Genomic DNA, 20,029 nt, shown 5'->3' with positions numbered 1-20,029 from the left:
CGGCCGCGAGGCCGCACATCGCCAGCCGCCCCGACCTCGCCCGCCGGCGAGCGCCCGGACGCGCACGCCTGAAGAAGCTGCCCATGACCGACGTCCGCGACACCGACCCGACCGCCCCTGAGGCCGAGACCCTCGACGGCGAACAGAACGCGACCGAAGTCGCCGCCGCCGACCTGCCGATGGTCGACCAGGAGGCCGAGGAGGAGGACGACGGCGAGCCGATCGTCCCCAACGGCCGCATCACCCTGGCGGAGCTGAACGAGAAGACGCCGGCCGATCTGGTCGCCTTCGCCGAGCAGCTGGAGGTCGAGAACGCCTCCAACCTGCGCAAGCAGGACCTGCTGTTCGCCATCCTCAAGGCCCTGGCCGAGGAGGAGGTGGAGATCATCGCCGACGGCGTGCTGGAGATCCTGCCGGACGGCTTCGGTTTCCTGCGCAGCCCGGACGCCAACTATCTTCCGGGTCCGGACGATATCTACGTCTCGCCGTCGCAGATCCGGCGCTTCGGCCTGCGATCGGGCGACACCATCCACGGCGCCGTGCGCGCGCCGCGCGAGGGCGAGCGCTACTTCGCCCTGCTCAAGGTCGACACGATCAACCTGGAAGACCCCGAGACGGTCAAGACCAAGGTCCTGTTCGACAACCTGACGCCGCTCTATCCGGAAGAGCGGCTGCACATGGAGATCCAGGATCCGACCCTGAAGGACCGCTCGGGCCGGGTCATCGACATCGTCGCCCCGCTCGGCAAGGGTCAGCGCTGCCTGATCGTGGCCCCGCCGCGGGTCGGCAAGACCGTGATGCTGCAGAACATCGCCAAGTCGATCGAACGCAACCATCCCGAGGTCTTCCTCATCGTCCTGCTCATCGACGAGCGGCCCGAGGAGGTCACCGACATGCAGCGCACGGTGAAGGGCGAGGTCATCGCCTCGACCTTCGACGAGCCGGCGACGCGCCACGTCGCCGTCGCCGAGATGGTCATCGAGAAGGCCAAGCGTCTGGTCGAGCACAAGAAGGACGTGGTCATCCTGCTCGACTCGATCACCCGCCTCGGCCGCGCCTACAACGCCACCGTGCCGTCCTCGGGCAAGGTGCTGACCGGCGGCGTCGACGCCAACGCCCTGCAGCGGCCCAAGCGCTTCTTCGGCGCCGCGCGCAACGTGGAGCAGGGCGGTTCGCTGACCATCATCGCCACCGCCCTGATCGACACCGGCAGCCGCATGGACGAGGTGATCTTCGAGGAGTTCAAGGGCACCGGCAACTCGGAGATCGTTCTGGACCGCAAGGTCGCCGACAAGCGCATCTTCCCGGCCATCGACGTGCTCAAGTCGGGCACCCGCAAGGAAGACCTCATCACCCCGAAGGACCAGCTGGCCAAGACCTATGTCCTGCGCCGCATCCTCAATCCGATGGGGCCGCAGGACGCCATCGAGTTCCTGCTCGACAAGCTGCGCCAGTCGAAGAACAATTCGGACTTCTTCCAGTCGATGAACACCTGATCCGGCTGCGGCCGTTTCACGTGAAACAGGAGACGGGTCATGAAGGTCAACGTCGAGATCGACTGCACCCCGGCCGAGGCGCGGGCCTTCCTCGGCCTGCCGGACGTGACGCCCCTGAACGAGGCCATGGTCGCCGAGATGCAGAAGCGCATGGCGGAGAACGTCGCGGCCATGCAGCCGGAGGAGCTGATGAAGACCTGGACCAGCTTCGGCCTCCAGGCCCAGGAGCAGTTCCGCAAGCTGATGGAGGCGGCGGTCAAGTGAGCCCCGCGCGTCTCCTCCCCGCGTCGCGGGGAGGGGGACCATCCGAAGGATGGTGGAGGGGCGTGCGTCACACACCCCGCACCCGGATCGAACCCCTCCACCGCTTCGCGGTCCCCGTCCCCAGCTCATGGGGAGGAGACGTCTCGCCATGACCGACACCATCTTCGCCCTCGCCACCCCGCCGGGGCGCGGGGCCATCGCCATTCTTCGGGTCAGCGGGCCGGGCGTGGATGCGGCCCTGGCCGCCCTCGGCGCGCCCGACCTCAGCCCCCGGCACGCCGCCCTCCGCACGCTCTCCCACGCGGGGCGTCGCGTCGACGAGGCCCTCGTCCTCCGCTTCCCGGGACCGAACTCCTATACCGGCGAAGACAGCGCCGAATTGCACCTGCATGGCGGCCGGGCCGTGGTGGAGGCGGCCAGCGAGGCGCTGATCGCGCTCGGCCTGCGCCCGGCCGATCCGGGCGAGTTCACCCGCCGGGCCTTCGAGAACGGCCGCATGGACCTGGCCCAGGCCGAAGCCGTCGCCGACCTGATCGACGCCGAGACCGCCGCCCAGGCGACCCAGGCCCTCGGCCAGCTGGACGGGCGGCTGAGCGAGACCTACGCCGGCTTCCGCCGCGACCTGCTGCGGGCGCTGGCGCTGGTCGAGGCGGAGATCGATTTCCCCGACGAGGAGGTGCCCGACAATCTCGCCCGCACCGCCGGGCCGGTGCTGGACGGGCTGATCGCCGACCTGAGGGGGGCGCTGGCCGGCGCGCGGCGGGGGGAGCGGGTCCGGGAGGGCTATCGCATCGTGCTGATCGGCGAGACCAACGCCGGCAAGTCCTCGCTGTTCAACGCCTTGGTCGCGCGCGAGGCGGCCATCGTCACGCCGATCGCCGGCACCACCCGCGACGTGCTCGACGCCGACCTCGTGATCGGCGGTTATGCGGTGACCCTGTCCGACACCGCCGGGCTCCGGGATTCCGACGATCCGGTCGAGGCGGAGGGCGTGCGCCGCGCCCGCGCCCGGGCGGAACAGGCCGAGCTGCGGTTGTGGGTGCGGGCGCCGGGCGACCCCGAAGGCGTCGCCGCCGCCTATGTCCGACCGGGCGATCTTCTGGTCCTCACCAAGGCCGACCTCGACCGCGCGGCGCCGCCCCCCGACCGGGAGGCGATCGCGGTCAGCACCACGACCGGGGAGGGTCTGCCGGCCCTGCACGACTGGATCGCCGCCCGGCTGGCGCGGGATCTGTCCGGCGCCGACTTCCCGGCGGTCACGCGGGAGCGACATCGTCGTCGGCTGGAGGAGGCGCTGGCCGGCGCAGAGGCAGGGCGTCGCGCGCTGGACGTGGCGCCGGAGATGGCCGGCGACGACCTGCGGCGGGCGGCGGACGCGCTGGCGCGGGTGACCGGGTCGATCGGGGTCGAGGATATCCTGGGCGAGGTGTTCGCCAGCTTCTGCATCGGCAAGTAGGACTGCGCCGTTTCACGTGAAACAGTGCGGCTCCCGGTGGTGGAATCCCCGCTGATCGACTATGTCCCCGGCCATGCAATCCTTCGACGTCATCGTCATCGGCGGCGGGCACGCCGGCTGCGAGGCCGCGGCCGCGTCGGCGCGCACCGGCGCGCGGACCCTGTTGCTGACCCAGAAGCTCGAAACCATCGGGGAGATGTCCTGCAACCCGGCCATCGGCGGGCTGGGCAAGGGCCACCTGGTGCGCGAGATCGACGCCCTCGACGGCGTCATGGGACGGCTGGCGGACGTCTCGGGCATCCAGTTCCGCCTGCTGAACCGCTCCAAGGGCGCGGCGGTGCAGGGACCGCGCAGCCAGATCGACCGGCGTCTGTACCGCGAGGCGATGCAGGCGGAGCTGGCCAGCACCCCCAATCTGATGCTGATGGCGGGTACGGCGGAGCGCCTGATCCACGCGGGGGAGCGCGTGGTCGGCGTGGTCGCAGGCGACGGGACCGAGCTCCGCGCCGCCGCCGTGGTGCTGACCACGGGCACCTTCCTCAACGGGGTGATCCACAAGGGCGACGAGCGGATTCCCGCCGGTCGCCACGGCGAGGCGCCGTCCACCGGCCTGGCCGCCGACCTCTACGGCGCCGGCCTGCGCATGGGCCGGTTGAAGACCGGCACGCCCGCGCGGCTCGACGGCCGGACCATCGCCTGGGAGCGGCTGGACCGGCAGGAGGCGGACGCCGAGCCGGTCCCGTTCAGTTTCCTCACCGAACGGATCGCGGTCTCGCAGATCGCCTGCGGCGTCACCCATACCACCGAAGAGACGCACCGGATCATCGCCGAAAACCTCGGGGAGAGCGCCGTCTACGGCGGTCATCTGTCGGGGCGGGGGCCGCGATACTGCCCGTCCATCGAGGACAAGGTGGTGCGCTTCGCCGACAAGACCTCGCACCAGATCTTCCTCGAGCCCGAGGGGCTGGACGATCCGACGGTCTATCCGAACGGGATCTCCACCTCGGTGTCGGACGCGACCCAGCTCGCCTTCCTGCGCACCATCCCCGGGCTGGAGGCGGTGGAGGTGTTCCGCTTCGGCTACGCCATCGAGTACGACTACGTCGACCCCCGCGAACTGAGCCCGGCCCTGGAGGTCAAGAAGCGGCCCGGCCTCTATCTCGCGGGCCAGATCAACGGTACCACGGGCTACGAGGAGGCAGGGGCCCAGGGCCTGATCGCCGGTCTCAACGCCGCCCGGGCCGCGGCCGGCGCCGATGCCCTGATCCTCGGCCGGGACCAGGCCTACATCGGGGTGATGATCGACGATCTGGTCACCAAGGGTGTGACCGAGCCCTACCGGATGTTCACCAGCCGCGCGGAGTACCGGCTGAGTCTGCGCGCCGACAACGCCGATCAACGGTTGACGCCGCTCGGCGTCGCCGCCGGTGTCGTCGCCCCGGTTCGGGCCGCGGCCTGGACGGCCAAGGCCGCCGAGCTGGCGCGGGCCCACGCTGTTTCACGTGAAACGCTCTTTACGCCCAAGGAGGCGGGAGAGCTGGGCATCCGCGTCAACGCCGACGGACAACGCCGGTCGATCCGGGACCTCCTGTCCTTCCCCGGGGTGACGCTGGAAGCGTTTTTGCGGGTGCGCCCGGAGATCGCCGCCTGGTCGCGGCAGGTGCGCGAGCAGATCGAGATCGACGCCGGCTACGCCGGCTACCTCGACCGCCAGGCGTCCGATGCCGAAGCCCTGCGGCGGGAGGAGGCGTTGGCCTTGCCCGTCGACCTCGACTATGCGGCCATCGGCGGCCTTTCCAACGAGGTGCGCGAGAAGCTGGCCCTGGTGCAGCCGCGGACGCTGGGTCAGGCCGGCCGCATCGAGGGCATGACGCCGGGCGCCCTGACGGCGCTGCTGTCGCACGTGAAGAAGGCGAAGGTCGCGGCGTGAGGAGCCTCCGATCTGTCTCCTCCCCGCAGGGCGGGGAGGGGGACCGCGAAGCGGTGGAGGGGCGCCGCGGCGGCGTGCCTCTCCTTGGCGACCCCTCCACCACCCTGCGGGTGGTCCCCCTCCCCGTCTTTGATGGGGAGGAGATACGACCATGACTCCGTCCGAACTCCAGACCCTCACCGGCGCCTCTGACGCCTGCATGGCCGATCTTGAGGTCTTCGCCCTCCGCCTGGCGGAGGCGAATGCGGTGATGAACCTCGTCGGCCCCGACACCCTGCCGGACATCTGGAACCGGCACTACTGGGACTCGGCCCAGCTGCTGGCCCTGGAGCCGGCGGCCCGGACGTGGGCCGACCTGGGCGCGGGGGCCGGGTTTCCCGGCGTGGTGCTGGCGATCCTGCTCAAGGAGACGCCGGGCGCCCATGTCTGGTTGATCGATTCGCTGGGCAAGCGCTGCCGCTTCCTCGAGCAGGTGGTCGACGAACTCCGGCTGCCGGCCACGGTTATCAACGGCCGGGCCGAGGCGCAGGCGCTGAAGGTCGACGTGGTCACCGCCCGCGCGGTAGCGGCGATGGACAAACTGCTCGGCTATGCACAGCCTTATCTACAACGCGGCGCGCGCGGCCTGTTCCTGAAGGGGGAAAAGGCCGAGCTGGAGGTGGCGGAGGCGCGCCGCGTCTGGCAATTTGACTGCGACCTCTCCGTCTCGCGCAGCGATCCGCGCGGCCGCATCGTATCCGTCCGGAGCCTTCGCCGTGTCAGAAGCCGGTAAGACCCGCGTCCTCGCCGTCTCCAACCAGAAGGGCGGGGTGGGAAAAACGACGACGGCGATCAACCTCGGCACCGCCCTGGCGGCGATCGGGGAGAAGGTCCTGATCGTCGACATGGACCCGCAGGGCAATGCCTCGACGGGGCTCGGTGTTCCACGTGAAACACGGCGGGTGACCATCTACGACGTCGTCGTGGACGGGCGGTCCGTCGACGACGCCGCGGTGCAGACGGCGGTGCCCGGCCTCTGGATCATTCCCGCCGACGCCGACATGTCGGGGGTCGAGATCGAGCTCAGCCAGGCCGACCGACGCTCGTTCCGCCTGCGCGACGCCCTGGCGGCGCAGGGGCGGGACGGTCAGACCCGGTACGACTATGTGCTGATCGACTGCCCGCCGTCGCTGAACCTGCTGACCCTCAACGCCATGGCCGCCGCCGATGCGGTGCTGGTGCCGCTGCAGTGCGAGTTCTTCGCGCTGGAGGGCCTGACCCAGCTGATGAAGACCGTCGACATGGTCCGCCAGAGCCTCAACCCGGCGCTGGAGATCCAGGGGCTGGTGCTGACCATGTACGATCGCCGGAACGCCCTCTCGGGCCAGGTGGCCAACGACGTGCGCGCCCACTTCGGCGAGAAGGTCTATGACTCGGTCATCCCGCGGAACGTGCGAGTGTCGGAGGCGCCGTCGTTCGGCAAGCCGGCGCTGATCTACGACCTCAAATGCGCCGGCAGCCAGGCCTATCTGCGATTGGCCCGCGAGGTGGTGGCGCGGGAACGGAAACGCCGCGAACAGCTCGCCGCCTGAAACGATTAGAAGAACGGAATCAGTATCTTGAGCGAACGACAGCGCGGACTGGGCCGGGGCCTCTCGGCCCTTCTCGGAGAGCAGGCGGGCGAGGCGGTGGCGGTCGACGGCTCCGCGCCGCCGGCGGGGGTGCGCGCCGTTCCGATCGAGAGCCTGAAGCCGAACCCCGACCAGCCGCGCAAGCATTTCGCCCCGGGAGATCTGGAGGAGCTGGCCGCCTCGATCCGCGACAAGGGGGTGCTGCAGCCCATCCTGGTGCGTCCCCAGCCGGGGCAGGACGGGGTCTGGCAGATCATCGCCGGCGAACGCCGCTGGCGCGCCGCCCAGCAGGCGCGGCTGACGGAGGTGCCGATCGTCGTCCGCGAGATGGACGACGTCGAGGTGTTCGAGGTCGCCATCATCGAGAACGTCCAGCGCGCCGACCTGACGCCGCTGGAAGAGGCCGACGCCTACCGGATGCTGATGGAGCGATTCGGCCGCACCCAGGACGCGGTGGCCGGAATCGTCGGCAAGAGCCGCAGCCACGTGGCCAACACCCTGCGCCTGCTGCAGCTGCCGGAAGAGGTGCTCTGGTATGTGCGTCATGGCCATCTGAGCGCCGGCCACGCCCGCGCCCTGGTCAACGTCCCGGGGGCGGCGGAGCTGGCCAAGCAGATCGTCGACGAGGGCCTCAACGTCCGCCAGGCCGAGGCCCTGGCGCGGCGGGCGGCGGAAGGGCCGAAGCCGGCGAAGCGCAAGACGGCGGCCGGCGCCGGTACGGAAGGATCGGCCGATGTGGCGGCGCTGGAGCAGGACCTGGCGGACGCCCTGGGCCTGAAGGTCCAGCTGGCCGATCGCGGCGGCAAGGGCGAACTGACCATCCGCTACGGCACGCTGGAGCAGCTCGACGACCTGTGCCGCCGGCTGATGCGAGGCTGAGGTGACGTCGCCGGCGGAAGGGGTCGTCGACCTCTACAGCCGGCGGGCCCGCGAGTTCGACGCCGACCGGACCAGAACGCTCTTCGAGCGGCCTTGGCTGGACGCCTTTCTGGCCTGGGTCCCGGAGGCGGGAACGGTGCTGGATCTCGGCTGCGGCTCGGGCGAACCGATCGCCCGCCACCTGATCGAACAGGGGCGGAGGGTCACCGGCGTCGACGCCTCGCCGGGTCTGATCGACCTGTGCCGCCGGCGCTTTCCGGACCACGACTGGCGGATCGGGGACATGCGCGGGCTCGAACCGGAGAGGCCGTTCGACGGCGTGGTCGCCTGGCACAGCCTGATCCATCTCGCGCCCGCGGACCAGCCGGCCATGTTCGGGCTATTCGCCCGCTGCGTGCGGCCCGGCGGCGCGCTGTTGTTCACCAGCGGCTCCGAACGGGGCGAGACGATCGGGGACTGGCGCGGCGAGGCGCTGTACCACGGCAGCCTGTCGCTGGCGGACTACCGGGCGGGGCTCGAGACCGCCGGCTTCGACCTGCTGCGCCACGTTTCGGGCGATCCCGGGTGCGGCGGGGCGACGGTCTGGCTTGCGCGGCGGCGCGGTGGCAAGGTGCCGGGATGACCGACAGACCCGAGAACCCGACCGCAGAAGCGATGAAGAAGGCGCTCGCCGCCAAGCGCGCGGGGGGGCCGGCTGCGTCTTCCGGTGGATTCAAGCCCGCCCGGCACGCCGAGAAGGGCGTGGCGCACCAGAACGCGGCGCTGAACAAGCCGGCCTTCCGGCGCGCCTCCAAGCGCGGCTAGAGCCCCAGCCGGCGGGCCCGGGCGGCGATCTCGAGCAGCAGGCGTTCGGCGATCAGCTGGTCCGGCGAGCCCGTGGTCTTGGTCGCCACGTCGGCGGCGTTGACGCTGTCCAGCACCCTGTCGAGGTCCTCGAGCCGCCAGCTGCGCGCCTGCCGCAGCATCTCGGCCTCCTGCTTCCAGAATACGCCCGCCGCCTTGGCGGCCTCCTTGGCCCCGGCGCCATTGGCCTGCAGCACGTTGATGCGCCGGAGTTTGCCGAGGTGGATCGAGGTCTGACGCACGGCCATGACCGGGCTCTCGCCCTCGGCCAGGGCGCGTCTCAGGCCGGCCTGCGCCGGGCCGGGCCGGCCGCCGAAGGCCTGCAGGGCCGCGTCCTGGAGCGAGGCGTCGGGTTCGACGCCGAGATGCTGCTCCAGCTCGGGCACGTCGATAGTCCGGCCGCTGCCGGGACCGATGTACAGCGCCAGCCGCTCGATCTCCTGTCGCATCAGTCCGCGCTCGCGGGGCAGGCGGGCGACGAAGCGGTCCAGCGCGTCCTGGGTCAGCCCGACCTTGTCGGCGGCCAGGGCCTCGCGGGTCATGCGTGCGACGTCGCCGATCTCGTCCTCGTAGCAGGCGATGCCGACCGCCGCCTTGTCGGCCTCCGCCGCCTTGCGCAGGGCGGAGTCGCGGCCGAGCGCCCCGGCCTCGATGACCAGCATGGCGTCCGGGTTGTACTCGCCGGCCGCGTGGGTCTTGAGCGCCGCCGCCAGCATCCTGTCGATCGAGGCTTTCTCGGCCGAGAGGCGCACCCGCACCAGCCGGCGCCCGCCGATCATCGAGAGGGCCGTCAGCGCCTCGTCCAGCCGGCGCTCGTCGCCGTCGAGGTCGCTGTCGGTCAGGACGGTGACGTTGAAGGGGTCGTTGAGATCGGGGGTGATCGCGCGGCACAGGATCTCGGCGCGCTCGGTCACGCCGGAGCGGTCCTTGCCGTGGATGACGGCGGCGCGGACGGCGCGGTCCGGAGACTTCAGGAAGCGTTCGACCTCGGGCCGCTTCGACAGGATCACGGGGCGGACAGGGCCCGCATCAGGTCGAGGCGGATCAGCCGGGCCAGTTCGGCGGCGGCGCGCTCCTCGCCGTCCTGCTGGGCGGCGATGGCGGCGTAGGGCTGGTCGGCGGCGGCGTAGGTGGTGGTCACCGTCTCGACCCCCGAGACCGGTTCGCCGCCTGTGAGCGGCGTCAGCGTCCAGGCGCCGCGCACCGTCAGCTCGTACCGGGCGGCGGTGTCGTCGATGCGTCGGCCGAGCGGCCGACGTTGCTGATCGATGACCGTCTCCAGCCGCCACAGCGGAGCCTGCGATCCGTCGCGCCCCAGGGCGTCCTCGAGCTGCTCGCGCACGCGATAGCCGAGCCGGTCGTCCTGGGTGGTCACGGCGATGCGCGACAGGGAGCCGCCGACGCCGGCGTCGCCATAAAGAGGGGTGAAGCCGCAGCCGGCAAGTCCCGCCAGTGAGACAGCCGCGAGAACGAGGCGGCGCATCAGTTGGCCACCAGGTTGACGATGCGATCCTTGACCACGACCACCTTCCTCACCGTCAGCCCCTCCAGACGGCCCCGGACCTCGGGATCCGCCAGCACGATCGCCTCGACCTCGGCCGGCTCCAGGCCGCGGGCGACGCGGATTTCGCCGCGGCGCTTGCCGTTGATCTGGATCGGCAGCACCACCTCGTCGTCCGCCGCCAGCGCGGGATCATACGCCGGCCACGGCGCGTCGAGGATCATCCCCCCTTCGCCCAGACGCGTCCAGCCTTCCTCGGCCACGTGCGGGGTGAAGGGAGCGATCAGCCGGAGCAGGGCCGAAAGCGCCTCGCGCTTCGCCGCGCCGCCGGCGGCGGCGTGCTCCCGGATGGTGGCGAGGAAGGCGTAGAGCTTGGCGATGGCCGAGTTGAAGCGGAAGCCGTCGATGCCCTCCGACACCGCCTTGACGGCCTTGTGGGTCTCCCGGACCAGGGACGCGTTGGCCTGGTCGTCGCCGGGGACCGACGGATCGAAACCGTCCACCTCCGCCCAGACGCGCTGCACGAAGCGCGAGGCGCCCTCGACCCCGCCGGTGGTCCATTGCACGTCGCGCTCGGGCGGGCTGTCGGAGAGGACGAACAGGCGTCCGGCGTCGACGCCATAGGCATCGACGATCTCCTGCGGCGCGACCACGTTCTTCTTCGACTTCGACATCTTCTCGACGTCGCCGATCGACAACGGGGCGCCGGTCGACAGGCGGGTGGCGACCCGCCGGCCGTCGATGGTTTCGATGCGCACGTCGGCGGGCTCGACCCAGTTCGGACGGCCGACCTCGTCGGTCCCGTCGAAGTAGGTCTCGTGCACCACCATGCCCTGGGTGAAGAGACCGGCGAACGGCTCTTTCACGCTCATCAGACCGGCGTCCGACAGGGCGCGGCTGACGAAGCGGGCGTAGAGCAGGTGCAGCACCGCGTGCTCGACCCCGCCGATGTACTGATCGACCGGCAGCCACTTGTCGGCGGCCGCCTGCGAGATCGGCTCGGCGGCGGTCGGGTCGGCGAAGCGGGCGAAGTACCAACTGGAGTCGACGAAGGTGTCGAGCGTGTCCGTCTCGCGTGTCGCATCACCGTGACACGAGGGGCATTTGACGTGCTTCCACGTCGGGTGCCGGTCCAGCGGATTGCCGGGAACGTCGAAGGTCACATCCTTGGGCAACTCTACCGGCAATTGGTCGGCCGGGACCGCGCCGCAGGCAGGGCAGTGGATGATCGGGATCGGGCAGCCCCAGTAGCGCTGGCGGCTGACGCCCCAGTCGCGCAGGCGATAGATGGTCGCGCCCCTGCCTTGGCCGGCCGCCTCGATGCGCCGGATCGCCTCGGCCTTGGCCGCCTCGATATCCAGTCCGTCGAGGAAGTCCGACCGGAAGATGCTCCCGGGACCCGTGTAGGCCTCGTCCTGCACGGCGAAGTCGTCGCCGGCCCCCTCCGGTTTGACAACCGGCAGGATCGGCAGGCCGTACTTCGAGGCGAACTCGAAGTCGCGCTGGTCGTGCGCCGGGCAGCCGAAGATCGCGCCCGTGCCATACTCCGACAGGATGAAGTTGGCGATCCATACCGGAACCTCGGCCCCGGTGAAGGGGTGGCGGACCTTGAGGCCGGTGTCGAAACCGATCTTCTCGGCCTGTTCGATGTCGGCCTGGCTGGCCCCGCCCTTGCGGCACTCGGCGACGAAGGCGGCCACCTCGGGGCTGGCTTCGGCCAGCGCCTTCGAGACCGGATGGTCGGGCGCCAGGCCCATGAAGCTGGCGCCGAACAGGGTGTCCGGGCGGGTGGTGTAGATCTCCAGCCCGTCAGGAGCCGCGGCCGGCGTCGCGCCGGCCCAGGCCCAGGTCATCTGCAGCCCCTTCGACCGGCCGATCCAGTTTTCCTGCATCAGCCGGACCTTGTCGGGCCAGCGGCCTTCAAGCTCCTTCAGCCCCTCGATCAGTTCGTCGGCATAGTCGGTGATGCGCAGGAACCACTGGTTCAGCTTGCGCTTCTCGACCACCGCGCCCGAGCGCCAGCCGCGGCCGTCGACGACCTGCTCATTGGCCAGGACCGTGTTGTCGACCGGGTCCCAGTTGACCACCGAGTCCTTGCGGTAGACCAGGCCGCGCCGGAACAGCTCGAGAAACCACGCCTGCTGCTTGCCATAGTAGGCCGGGTCGCAGGTGGCGAACTCGCGCGACCAGTCCAGAGACAGGCCCAGCAGCTTCAGCTGGTCGCGCATGGCGGCGATGTTGGACCAGGTCCAGTCGCCGGGATGGATTCCCCGCTCGATGGCGGCGTTCTCGGCCGGCAGGCCGAAGGCGTCCCAGCCCATGGGATGCAGGACGTCGAAGCCCTGGGCCCGCCTCGAGCGGGCCACCACGTCGCCCATGACGTAGTTGCGGGCGTGGCCCATGTGGATGTTCCCCGACGGGTAGGGGAACATCTCCAGCACGTAGTATTTCGGGCGGCCCGTCCCCTCCGTCGGCGTGCGGAAGGCGTCGGCGGCGGCCCAGCGGGCCTGCTGGCGGGGTTCGGCGGTCTTGGGCTCGTAACGGGCCACGGCGGTCCTTGCGGCTGCTCCCCAAGGGCGCGGCCTTAAGGAGGCTGGAGATCAGGGGAGGGGCGTCAGCGCGCCGTCGAGAGGTTGAGCTGGCGGGCCTTGGTGAGGATGGCGTTCTCGAGGTCCGTCTCGGTCTGGGCCGCCACCGGGGCGCCGACCCACTGGCCGGTCTCGTCACGCACTTCCTTGGTCACGGTGACGTTCAGCGCGTCGGCGCGCAGGCGCGTGTCGAGGATGAACACCGTCGCCTTGAAGCGCTCGTTGGGCGTGCGCGGATCGGTGTACCAGTCGTAGTTGACGACTCCGCCCCACGGGTCGGCGCTGGCCAGGGGCATGAAGCTCAGGGTGTCGAGGGTGGCGCGCCACAGGAAGGCGTTGACGCCGATCCCGGCCTGCTGGGCCGTCGCCGCAGGACGCGCCCCGCCAAATCCGGGCAGGCCGCCGCATCCGCCCAGCATCAGACCGGAGGCGATCAGGGCGACCGCTGCGCCGCGTACCAGCACCATAGAGACTTCTCCATACGACCGTGGCCTGCGCCGGACCCTCCAGCGCGGACGCCGGCTCGCCCGAACGCGGGTCGCAGCCGAAGCGAGGCTCTATAGCACGCCGAAAAGGGGCGATGACAAGGCGAAGGCGCGTGGTGGCGGCGCCGCTGCGTCACGACGGCGCCCGATTGGCGGCGGCCCCGTCGGACCGCGTGACGCTCGCGCCACAGGAGTCCGAAGAGTCGCGGGGAACCGGGGAACAGCGCCGCCGTTTCGTTGACCGGGCTGACCGGCGGTGTCTACTTGCCGGACGAGGTTCGTGACGGCTCCCGCCGTCCGACGCGAAGGGCAGGACATGCGCGCAGGCGTCCTCATTGCTGGACTGACGGCGGCGACGGCCTTGGCCGCGGCGGCCGGTGCGGCCGAAGCCCAGACCGCGGCGCGCAGCAACGCGCCGGCCGTCTCGCTGACCGAGGCCCAGGGCGCCCGTGGGGCGCCCGCCGGCCAGACCCGTCTGCGCTTCACCGAGCGCGGCCGCTGGGGTCTCGATCTCAACCTGAGCCAGCCGGTCGGCCGCGAGAGCAACCTCGGCGACGTCGAGGCGGGGGCCTATTATCGGGTCAACCCGCGCCTGCGCGTCGGCGCCGCCGCCGGCCTGGCCGAGCCGGACGCCGATCCTGCCCGCGCTCCGCAGAGCGACCGCCGCGCCGCGCCGCGCTTCCGGCTCGAATCGATCTTCCGCTTCTAAGCTTTCAGGACGGCCCGAACGCCGCCTGGATCGCCTCCACCCCCGCCAGCCCGCACGCGCCGCAACCGATCAGGGCAGGCGCGTTTCTCGCGGTGATCCCCCCCAGGGCGTAGACCGGCCGCGCCGCAGACACCGCGAGCGCCCTGAACCCTGCCGGTCGCAGCGCCGGTCTGGCGGCCGAGGCGCCGCCCGCCACGAAGACAGGTGAGAGCACCATGGCGTGGAGGTTCCCGCCGCGCGCGATGCCGTCGGCGCCGTGCACCGCTCCCGTGACCAGCCAGCCGGGATGGGCGGCGGCCAGGCCCTGCGCCTGCCCAAGGGCGCGCTCCGGCAGGTGGACGCCGTCGGCGCCGACCTCGGCCGCCAGTCCCGCGTCGAGCCCGATCAGCAACCGGACGCCCGCCGCGGCCGTGGCGTCGCGGAGGCGACGGGCGGTCGCGGACGCGTCCGGCGCGCCGAAGTGGCGGAAGACCAGGCCCGCGCCTGCGGGGAGGCGGGCGGCGGTCTCCCACGGCCGCGGCGTCCGCGCGGGGTCGGTGAAGAACAGCAGCGGCGGAAGCCCCCGGCGGGGCGCCGGGGCGCGGCTGACTTCGGCGGCGGTCCGGGCTAGACCGCAGGCGACCTCCCACAGGATTTCGGCGTCGGTCCGGCTCATGACGACCTCTTCCCCCGATCCGCAGGCGGCGTCCAGCGCGGTCGCCGAACGCCTCGAGACCGTCCGGCGCCGCATCGGCCGGGCCTGCCGCATGGCCGGGCGCGATCCGGCCGGGGTCGTCCTGACGGCGGTCAGCAAGACCCAGCCGGACGCCGCCATCGAAGCGGCGCTGGCCGCGGGCCAGCGGGTGTTCGGCGAGAACCGGGTGCAGGAGGCGCAGACGCGCTGGGCCGTTCGGCGCGCGGCGTTTCCCGACCTGGAGCTGCGCCTGATCGGGCCCCTGCAGACCAACAAGGCGGCCGACGCCGTCGCCCTCTTCGAGGTGATCGAGACGCTGGACCGGCCGAAGCTGGCCGAGGCGCTGGCGGCGGCGGCCGAGAAGATGGGCCGGAGCCCGCGGGTGCTCATCCAGGTGAACACCGGGGCCGAGCCGCAGAAGGCGGGCGTCCTGCCGCAGGATCTGCCCGACCTCGTCGGGCAGGCGCGCGGACTGGGGCTGCGGCTGGAGGGACTGATGTGCATTCCGCCGGTCGATGAGGCGGCGGGGCCGCATTTCGCCCTGCTGCGCAAACTGGCCCGGCGGCACGGGCTGGAGGTCCTGTCGATGGGGATGAGCGGGGACTACGAGACCGCCATCCGCTTCGGGGCGACGCATGTGCGGGTGGGATCGGCGCTGTTCGGGGAACGAAATGCCCCCGCCGCGCCCTTCAGGGGCTGAAAACCTTCGCTGCGGGCCCCGCGCCCTTGGCGAACCGGTCAAGCCTCGCCATTCTTGCAGACATGCCCACGCCCAAGACGATCCTGATCATCGACGACGACGACGACCTGCGCGAGGCCCTCGCCGAGCAGCTGGCCCTGCACGAGGCCTTCCGGCCGGTGCAGGCCGCGACCGCCGCCGAGGGCGTGAAGCTGGGGCGGGAGACGCGGGCCGACCTGATCCTGCTCGACGTCGACCTGCCGGACATGGACGGACGCGAGGCGTGCCGGCTGCTGCGCAAGGACGGCGTCTCGACGCCGATCATCATGCTGACCGGGCAGTCGTCGGACGCCGACACCGTGCTGGGCCTCGAGTCGGGGGCCAACGACTACGTCACCAAGCCCTTCCGCTTCGCCGTGCTGCTGGCCCGCATCCGCGCCCACCTGCGCAGCCACGAGCAGTCGGAGGACGCCGTCTTCCGCGTCGGGCCCTACGAGTTCCGCCCTGCGGCCAAGGTGCTGGTCGACGACAAGGGCAAGAAGGTCCGGCTGACCGAAAAGGAAACCAACATCCTCAAGTATCTCTATCGCGCCGGCGCCAAGGCGGTGTCGCGCGAGGAGTTGCTGACCGAGGTGTGGGGCTACAACGCCGGGGTCACCACGCACACGCTGGAGACCCACATCTATCGCCTGCGCCAGAAGATCGAGCCGGAGCCCGGGCAGGCGCGGCTGCTGCTGACCGACGCCGGCGGCTACCGGCTGCAGCCGTAGCCGGTCAGCCGGTTCGCCATTCGCCGAGCGTCGCCCCGTCGGCGGTGAGGAAGGCGACCCGGTCCATCTGCACGGCGGCGACGCAGACCGGACGCTGGTCGGGCCCGGCGGCCCGGCAGCGAATGGCCCGGCCGTCGGGGAAGGCGACGAAGCGCCCCTCCATCAGCACCCGCCATCCATCGGCGGGCCGCGCCGGCGGCGCGTCGCCCTCGCCACGCACCGTGTAGCTGTAGGCCCGGCCGTTGCGGCGCCCGAGGCGCGAACCGCCCGACTCGAACACGGCCGCCAGACCGGCGGTCTGCGGCGACGGCGTCGCCGGGCCGGCGAGGGGATCGGGACGTATGCCGGGGCACCCGTCGCCGGTCATCCACGGCCGGGGAATCCAGAAGCCCTCCACCGCCTCCCACCGCCCATCGGTCGCGCCGGCGACGAGGGCCGAGTCGGACCAGTCGCCGGGGTTGAGGGTCAGCCGGATGGTCTGGCGCGTCTCGTCCCGGCTCCAGCGGGCGAGGCCGTCGCCGGTCGCTTCGGCCGCTTCGGCCGGTCGCGGATCGGGCCCGGCGCAGCCGAAGGCGCTGCGGATCGAGAACTGGCGCCCGACGAGCGCGTCCTGTCCCTCTGCGGCCGCGCCGGCGGCATAGGCCGAGGCGGCCTGCGCCAGCGCCTCGAGCAGGCCCTCCCGGTCGAGGGCGGGCGTCAGCACCGGGGCCGGCGCGGCGGCGGGCGGGGCGGCGGCCGGTTCCGCCGGACTGGCCGGCGGCGGCGTCTCCTCGCGGTCGCAGGCGGCGAGGGCGAGACCCGTGGCCGCGAGGGCGGCGAACGGCCGGAGGCGGGAGAGAGCCGGCATGAGCATGGAACCATCCTAGCACGCGATCCGCTGGAGGCGACGGCGGCGGCGGAAAAGGGTTGACCGCAGCGCCGGGGGAGGGTCTGCACGGCCGATGACCTTCGATCAGATCGCCGCCCTGGTCGTGCTCGTCGCCGTCGTCGGCGTGCTGATCCACGGCCGGGCTCGCGCGGACGTCGTGGCCCTGTGCGGCGCCGCGGCCCTGCTGCTGCTGGGCGTGGTGCGTCCGGTCGAGGTGCAGGCGGCCTTCGCCAGCCCGGCCATCATCGCCCTCGCCGGCCTGTTCGTGATCGCCTACGCCATCGAGCTGACCGGTCTGCTCGGGCTGATGATCCGGCAGGCGACCCGCCTGTGCGCGCGGCTGGGCGCGCGCGGCCTGTGGCTGGTGATCGGGATGTGCGGAGCGCTCGGCGGCTTCCTGAACAACACGCCGGTGGTGGTGCTGGCCGCCCCCGTGGTGCGCGACGTGGCGAAATCGCTGGAGCTGTCGCCGAAGCGTTTCCTGATGCCGCTGAGCCACGTCTCGGTGCTCGGCGGACTGATGACGCTGATCGGCACGTCGACCAACCTGCTGGTCAACGACATGGCGCGCAACGCCGGCCAGCCGGTGTTCGGCATCTTCGAGATCACCCCCGTCGGCCTGGTCATCGCCAGCGCGGGCGCGGTCTGGCTCTACTTCGTCGGAGCGCGCCAGCTGGGTCGCAGCGTCGCAGCCGACGAGGCCGAGGCGCGGCGCCTGAAGGCGGAGGCCGAGGCCAGCGCGGCCCTCGCCAGCCGGCGGCGCTTCTCCCTGTTCCGGTTGCCGAGGATCGGGGAAGCCCGCTCCAACGAGGACGGCTCCGGCGACGCCCACCTCGGCGACGTGACGCTGTTCGGGGCCGCCGACCGGCCGTTCCAGCTGCGGCCGGCGCTGACCGCCCTGGCCATCTTCATCGTCGTGGTGGCGGCGGCGGGACTGGGCCTGGCGCCGATCGCCGCCTCGGCCTTCGCCGGGGCCGTGGCGCTGATCCTGCTGCGCATCCTGACCGCCGACCAGGCCTACGCCGGACTGCGCCCGGACATCCTGCTGCTGATCGCCGGCATGGTGGTCATCGGCATCTCGATCGAGGTCACGGGCCTGGCCCAGATCGGCGCCGACCGGCTGATCGACGTGATCCGGCCCATGGGCCCGCTGGCCGCGCTGATCATCCTCTACGGGGTGACCCTGTTCGCCACTGAGCTGCTGTCGAACGCCACGGTGGCGGTTCTGATCACGCCGATCGCGGTGGCGCTGGCGGAGAGCTTCGGGGTCGACCCGCGGCCCTTCCTGGTGGCGGTGATGATGGCCGCCTCGGCGGCCTTCGCCACGCCGTTCGGCTACCAGACCAACGTCCTCGTCTACAACATGGCCGGCTACAGCTACCTGGACTTCGTCCGCGTCGGCGTACCGCTGAATCTGGTCACCTGGGCGGCGGCCATGGTCGCCATCCCGATCTTCTTCCCGTTCTAGACGTCGAGGTCCATGGTCACCGGCGCGTGGTCGCTGGGCCGCTCCCAGGCGCGCACGTCGTCGTGGATGCGCGCCGAGCCCTTCGCCACCGCCGGGGTCAGCCCCGGCGAGGTCCACAGGTGGTCGAGGCGCAGGCCCCGGTTCGACTTGCGGAAATCGGCGGCGCGATAGCTCCACCAGCTGGCCAGCTTGACCGGTTCGGGGATCTGTTCGCGCACCACGTCGGCGAAGCCGCCGGCCGCCTGCAGCCGCCGCAGGGTCTCGACCTCCAGCGGGGTGTGGCTGACGATCTTCGACATGTAGCGGTGGTTCCAGACGTCGTTCTCGCCCGGCGCGATATTGAAGTCCCCGGCCAGCACCAGCGGCCGCTGGCGGTCGCGGGTCGCCATCTCGGCGGTCAGCCGCTCGTAGAAGTCCAGCTTGTGGTCGAACTTGGGGTTCAGCTTCCGGTCCGGGACATCGCCGCCGGCCGGGATGTAGAAGTTCTGGATCTCGACGCCCTCGACCATCGCCGAGACGCAACGGGCGTGGCCTTCGCGGCAGACGTCGAGCGGCGGTCCGTCGGCGATCGGCCGGCGGCTGGCGATGGCGACGCCGTGCCAGCCCTTCTGGCCGCCCACGCGCAGGTGGGGCAGCCCCATGGCCTCGAACGCGGCGCGCGGGAACTGGTCGGCGGTGCACTTGATCTCCTGCAGGCACAGGACGTCGGGCGTCGCCTCGGCGACGAAGCGGGCGACGTGGTCGACGCGCAGGCGGACCGAGTTGATGTTCCAGGTGGCGATGCGAAGCATGGCGGCTTCCTAGCGGGAGCGCGTCCAAAAGGCTCCGCCTTTTGACGCCTCGCGCCGCCCTTTGGATCGACCCGGCGCGCTCCAGCGGCGCTCAAGCAGCGATCGACCGCGTCGATCGCGATAGCGCCCGACCCTACGCAAAAAAGCGCCCGGCGCGGGGCCGGGCGCTGCAAGGTTCGTCTCTCTCGCCGCCGGGAAGGGGATGAAATCCGAAGCGGGTCCGACCGGCTCCCACCGACCTGTTGCGAAAGTGCCACGGTCGGCGGAAAAAGTCAAACCGCGGCGCGGCGCGCCTAGTTCCGGCGCGGCCGGCGGGTCGGATCGCGCAGCTGGAACAGGCTGGACGACAGGCCGGAGGCGGGGCGGAGCGAAGTCAGCTGGGTGCGGGTGCGGGCGCCCTGCGCGTCGACGATGGTCCACTCGTGCAGGCGCAGCGGATCGCCGGCGAAGGACAGGATGACCTGGCCGTCGTTCGGGCGACGCGAGTCGCGGGCGACGATGGCGAAGGCGCCCGACTGCATGCGGGTGATGCGGTCGATGCGCACGCCCTGGTCGAGCCGCACATTGCGGGCGAGGAAGGTGGACAGCGGGGTCTGGCTCAGCGGCACCTGGCGGAACACGTCGAGTCGCGGATCGTAGCGCTTCACGTTCGAGCCGTCGGAGACCACCAGCAGCCCCTCGGGCCGCGTGTACTCGAAGCGCATCTTGCCGGGGCGCTGCAGCCAGAAGTGACCCTCGCGGCGCTGGGCGCCCGAGGTCTCGACGAAGGTTCCTTGGGCCGAGGTCAGGTTCTGCAGGTAGGTCTGGGCCCGCTGCAGGACAGCGCGGTCCTCGGCGGACAGCCCCGACTGGGCGTGGGCCGGCAGGGCGGCGACCGCGGCGAGGGCGGCGGAGCCGAGGGCGAAGGCGCGGCGCGAGACGGTCATGAGCTTCTCTCCCGTTCGGGATGGTTGTCGATCAGGCCGTCATGCCGGAGGGGTCTGGCGAGGCGATGACCCCAGCCTGACCATATTCCGGCG

General features: G+C 71.5%; 21 protein-coding genes. 13 read left to right on the top strand and 8 right to left on the bottom strand.

The features are described from left to right. Window positions 1-83: 83 nt before the first annotated feature. From rho to BM333_RS02240, 9 genes are all read left to right on the top strand, one after another. Window positions 84-1,496 (top strand): transcription termination factor Rho, encoded by a 1,413-nt coding sequence (rho, locus tag BM333_RS02280; RefSeq protein ID WP_092306854.1) that lies wholly within the window; start codon window positions 84-86, stop codon window positions 1,494-1,496. 39 nt (window positions 1,497-1,535) lie between these two features. Beyond that, window positions 1,536-1,760: a DUF6489 family protein gene (locus BM333_RS02275; RefSeq protein WP_092306852.1), complete on the top strand. Its 225-nt coding sequence runs from the start codon at window positions 1,536-1,538 to the stop codon at window positions 1,758-1,760. Window positions 1,761-1,908: 148 nt separating this feature from the next. Beyond that, window positions 1,909-3,216, top strand: a complete 1,308-nt coding sequence (gene mnmE / locus BM333_RS02270; RefSeq protein WP_092306850.1) for a tRNA uridine-5-carboxymethylaminomethyl(34) synthesis GTPase MnmE — start codon at window positions 1,909-1,911, stop codon at window positions 3,214-3,216. A gap of 73 nt (window positions 3,217-3,289) precedes the next feature. Further along, window positions 3,290-5,146, top strand: coding sequence for a tRNA uridine-5-carboxymethylaminomethyl(34) synthesis enzyme MnmG (gene mnmG / locus BM333_RS02265; protein ID WP_245777112.1), 1,857 nt, complete (start codon window positions 3,290-3,292; stop codon window positions 5,144-5,146). Window positions 5,147-5,297: 151 nt separating this feature from the next. Beyond that, window positions 5,298-5,918: a 16S rRNA (guanine(527)-N(7))-methyltransferase RsmG gene (gene rsmG, locus BM333_RS02260; protein WP_092306847.1), complete on the top strand. Its 621-nt coding sequence runs from the start codon at window positions 5,298-5,300 to the stop codon at window positions 5,916-5,918. Next, window positions 5,902-6,717: a ParA family protein gene (locus tag BM333_RS02255; RefSeq protein ID WP_092306845.1), complete on the top strand. Its 816-nt coding sequence runs from the start codon at window positions 5,902-5,904 to the stop codon at window positions 6,715-6,717. Before rsmG ends, BM333_RS02255 begins: the two co-directional genes overlap by 17 nt. Before the next feature lie 27 nt (window positions 6,718-6,744). Continuing rightward, window positions 6,745-7,635, top strand: coding sequence for a ParB/RepB/Spo0J family partition protein (locus BM333_RS02250; RefSeq protein ID WP_092306843.1), 891 nt, complete (start codon window positions 6,745-6,747; stop codon window positions 7,633-7,635). 1 nt (window position 7,636) lies between these two features. Beyond that, a complete protein-coding gene (locus tag BM333_RS02245) occupies window positions 7,637-8,257 on the top strand; it encodes a class I SAM-dependent DNA methyltransferase (protein WP_092306841.1) in 621 nt (206 codons plus the stop codon). Further along, a complete protein-coding gene (locus BM333_RS02240; protein WP_092306839.1) occupies window positions 8,254-8,439 on the top strand; it encodes a hypothetical protein in 186 nt (61 codons plus the stop codon). The genes BM333_RS02245 and BM333_RS02240 overlap by 4 nt, the downstream gene beginning before the upstream one ends. Here the strand turns inward: BM333_RS02240 and holA are convergent. The 4 genes from holA to BM333_RS02220 form a co-directional block, all read right to left on the bottom strand. Next, window positions 8,436-9,488 (bottom strand): DNA polymerase III subunit delta, encoded by a 1,053-nt coding sequence (holA, locus tag BM333_RS02235; RefSeq protein ID WP_092306837.1) that lies wholly within the window; start codon window positions 9,486-9,488, stop codon window positions 8,436-8,438. The two genes, BM333_RS02240 and holA, sit on opposite strands and share 4 nt — an antisense overlap. Beyond that, on the bottom strand, window positions 9,485-9,961 hold the full coding sequence (lptE, locus tag BM333_RS02230; RefSeq protein ID WP_092306835.1) for an LPS assembly lipoprotein LptE: 477 nt from the start codon (window positions 9,959-9,961) through the stop codon (window positions 9,485-9,487). Before lptE ends, holA begins: the two co-directional genes overlap by 4 nt. Next, complete coding sequence (gene leuS / locus BM333_RS02225; protein WP_092306833.1) at window positions 9,961-12,528, bottom strand: leucine--tRNA ligase; 2,568 nt, start codon at window positions 12,526-12,528, stop codon at window positions 9,961-9,963. Before leuS ends, lptE begins: the two co-directional genes overlap by 1 nt. 65 nt (window positions 12,529-12,593) lie before the next feature. Beyond that, window positions 12,594-13,034, bottom strand: coding sequence for a DUF3576 domain-containing protein (locus tag BM333_RS02220; RefSeq protein ID WP_092306831.1), 441 nt, complete (start codon window positions 13,032-13,034; stop codon window positions 12,594-12,596). A gap of 334 nt (window positions 13,035-13,368) precedes the next feature. Between BM333_RS02220 and BM333_RS02215 the strand changes: the two genes are divergently transcribed. After that, a complete protein-coding gene (locus tag BM333_RS02215; protein ID WP_092306829.1) occupies window positions 13,369-13,761 on the top strand; it encodes an NtrZ family periplasmic regulatory protein in 393 nt (130 codons plus the stop codon). 4 nt (window positions 13,762-13,765) lie between these two features. On the opposite strand, the gene BM333_RS02210 is transcribed toward BM333_RS02215, so the two are convergent. Further along, window positions 13,766-14,416 (bottom strand): thiamine phosphate synthase, encoded by a 651-nt coding sequence (locus BM333_RS02210; RefSeq protein ID WP_218151401.1) that lies wholly within the window; start codon window positions 14,414-14,416, stop codon window positions 13,766-13,768. Here BM333_RS02210 and BM333_RS02205 point away from each other — a divergent pair. Continuing rightward, window positions 14,415-15,134 (top strand): YggS family pyridoxal phosphate-dependent enzyme, encoded by a 720-nt coding sequence (locus BM333_RS02205; protein ID WP_092306827.1) that lies wholly within the window; start codon window positions 14,415-14,417, stop codon window positions 15,132-15,134. The genes BM333_RS02210 and BM333_RS02205 overlap by 2 nt on opposite strands. A 62-nt stretch (window positions 15,135-15,196) precedes the next feature. Next, window positions 15,197-15,883: a response regulator transcription factor gene (locus BM333_RS02200; protein ID WP_092306825.1), complete on the top strand. Its 687-nt coding sequence runs from the start codon at window positions 15,197-15,199 to the stop codon at window positions 15,881-15,883. Window positions 15,884-15,887: 4 nt separating this feature from the next. Here the strand turns inward: BM333_RS02200 and BM333_RS02195 are convergent, their stop codons facing one another. Further along, window positions 15,888-16,736, bottom strand: coding sequence for a hypothetical protein (locus BM333_RS02195; RefSeq protein WP_092306823.1), 849 nt, complete (start codon window positions 16,734-16,736; stop codon window positions 15,888-15,890). Between the two features lie 88 nt (window positions 16,737-16,824). On the opposite strand from BM333_RS02195, the gene BM333_RS02190 reads away from it, so the two are divergent. Further along, complete coding sequence (locus tag BM333_RS02190; protein WP_092306821.1) at window positions 16,825-18,219, top strand: SLC13 family permease; 1,395 nt, start codon at window positions 16,825-16,827, stop codon at window positions 18,217-18,219. On the opposite strand, the gene xth is transcribed toward BM333_RS02190, so the two are convergent. Both xth and BM333_RS02180 read right to left on the bottom strand, forming a co-directional pair. Next, a complete protein-coding gene (gene xth / locus BM333_RS02185; RefSeq protein ID WP_092306819.1) occupies window positions 18,216-19,010 on the bottom strand; it encodes an exodeoxyribonuclease III in 795 nt (264 codons plus the stop codon). The two genes, BM333_RS02190 and xth, sit on opposite strands and share 4 nt — an antisense overlap. A gap of 293 nt (window positions 19,011-19,303) precedes the next feature. Beyond that, on the bottom strand, window positions 19,304-19,936 hold the full coding sequence (locus BM333_RS02180; protein WP_092306817.1) for a LolA family protein: 633 nt from the start codon (window positions 19,934-19,936) through the stop codon (window positions 19,304-19,306). Window positions 19,937-20,029: the final 93 nt, after the last annotated feature.

It is taken from the genome of Brevundimonas viscosa, assembly GCF_900116065.1.
GTDB classification, from domain to species: domain Bacteria; phylum Pseudomonadota; class Alphaproteobacteria; order Caulobacterales; family Caulobacteraceae; genus Brevundimonas; species Brevundimonas viscosa.
The sequence above is the reverse complement of the archived record's forward strand: the minus strand, read 5'-3'. Positions and strand labels throughout refer to the sequence as shown.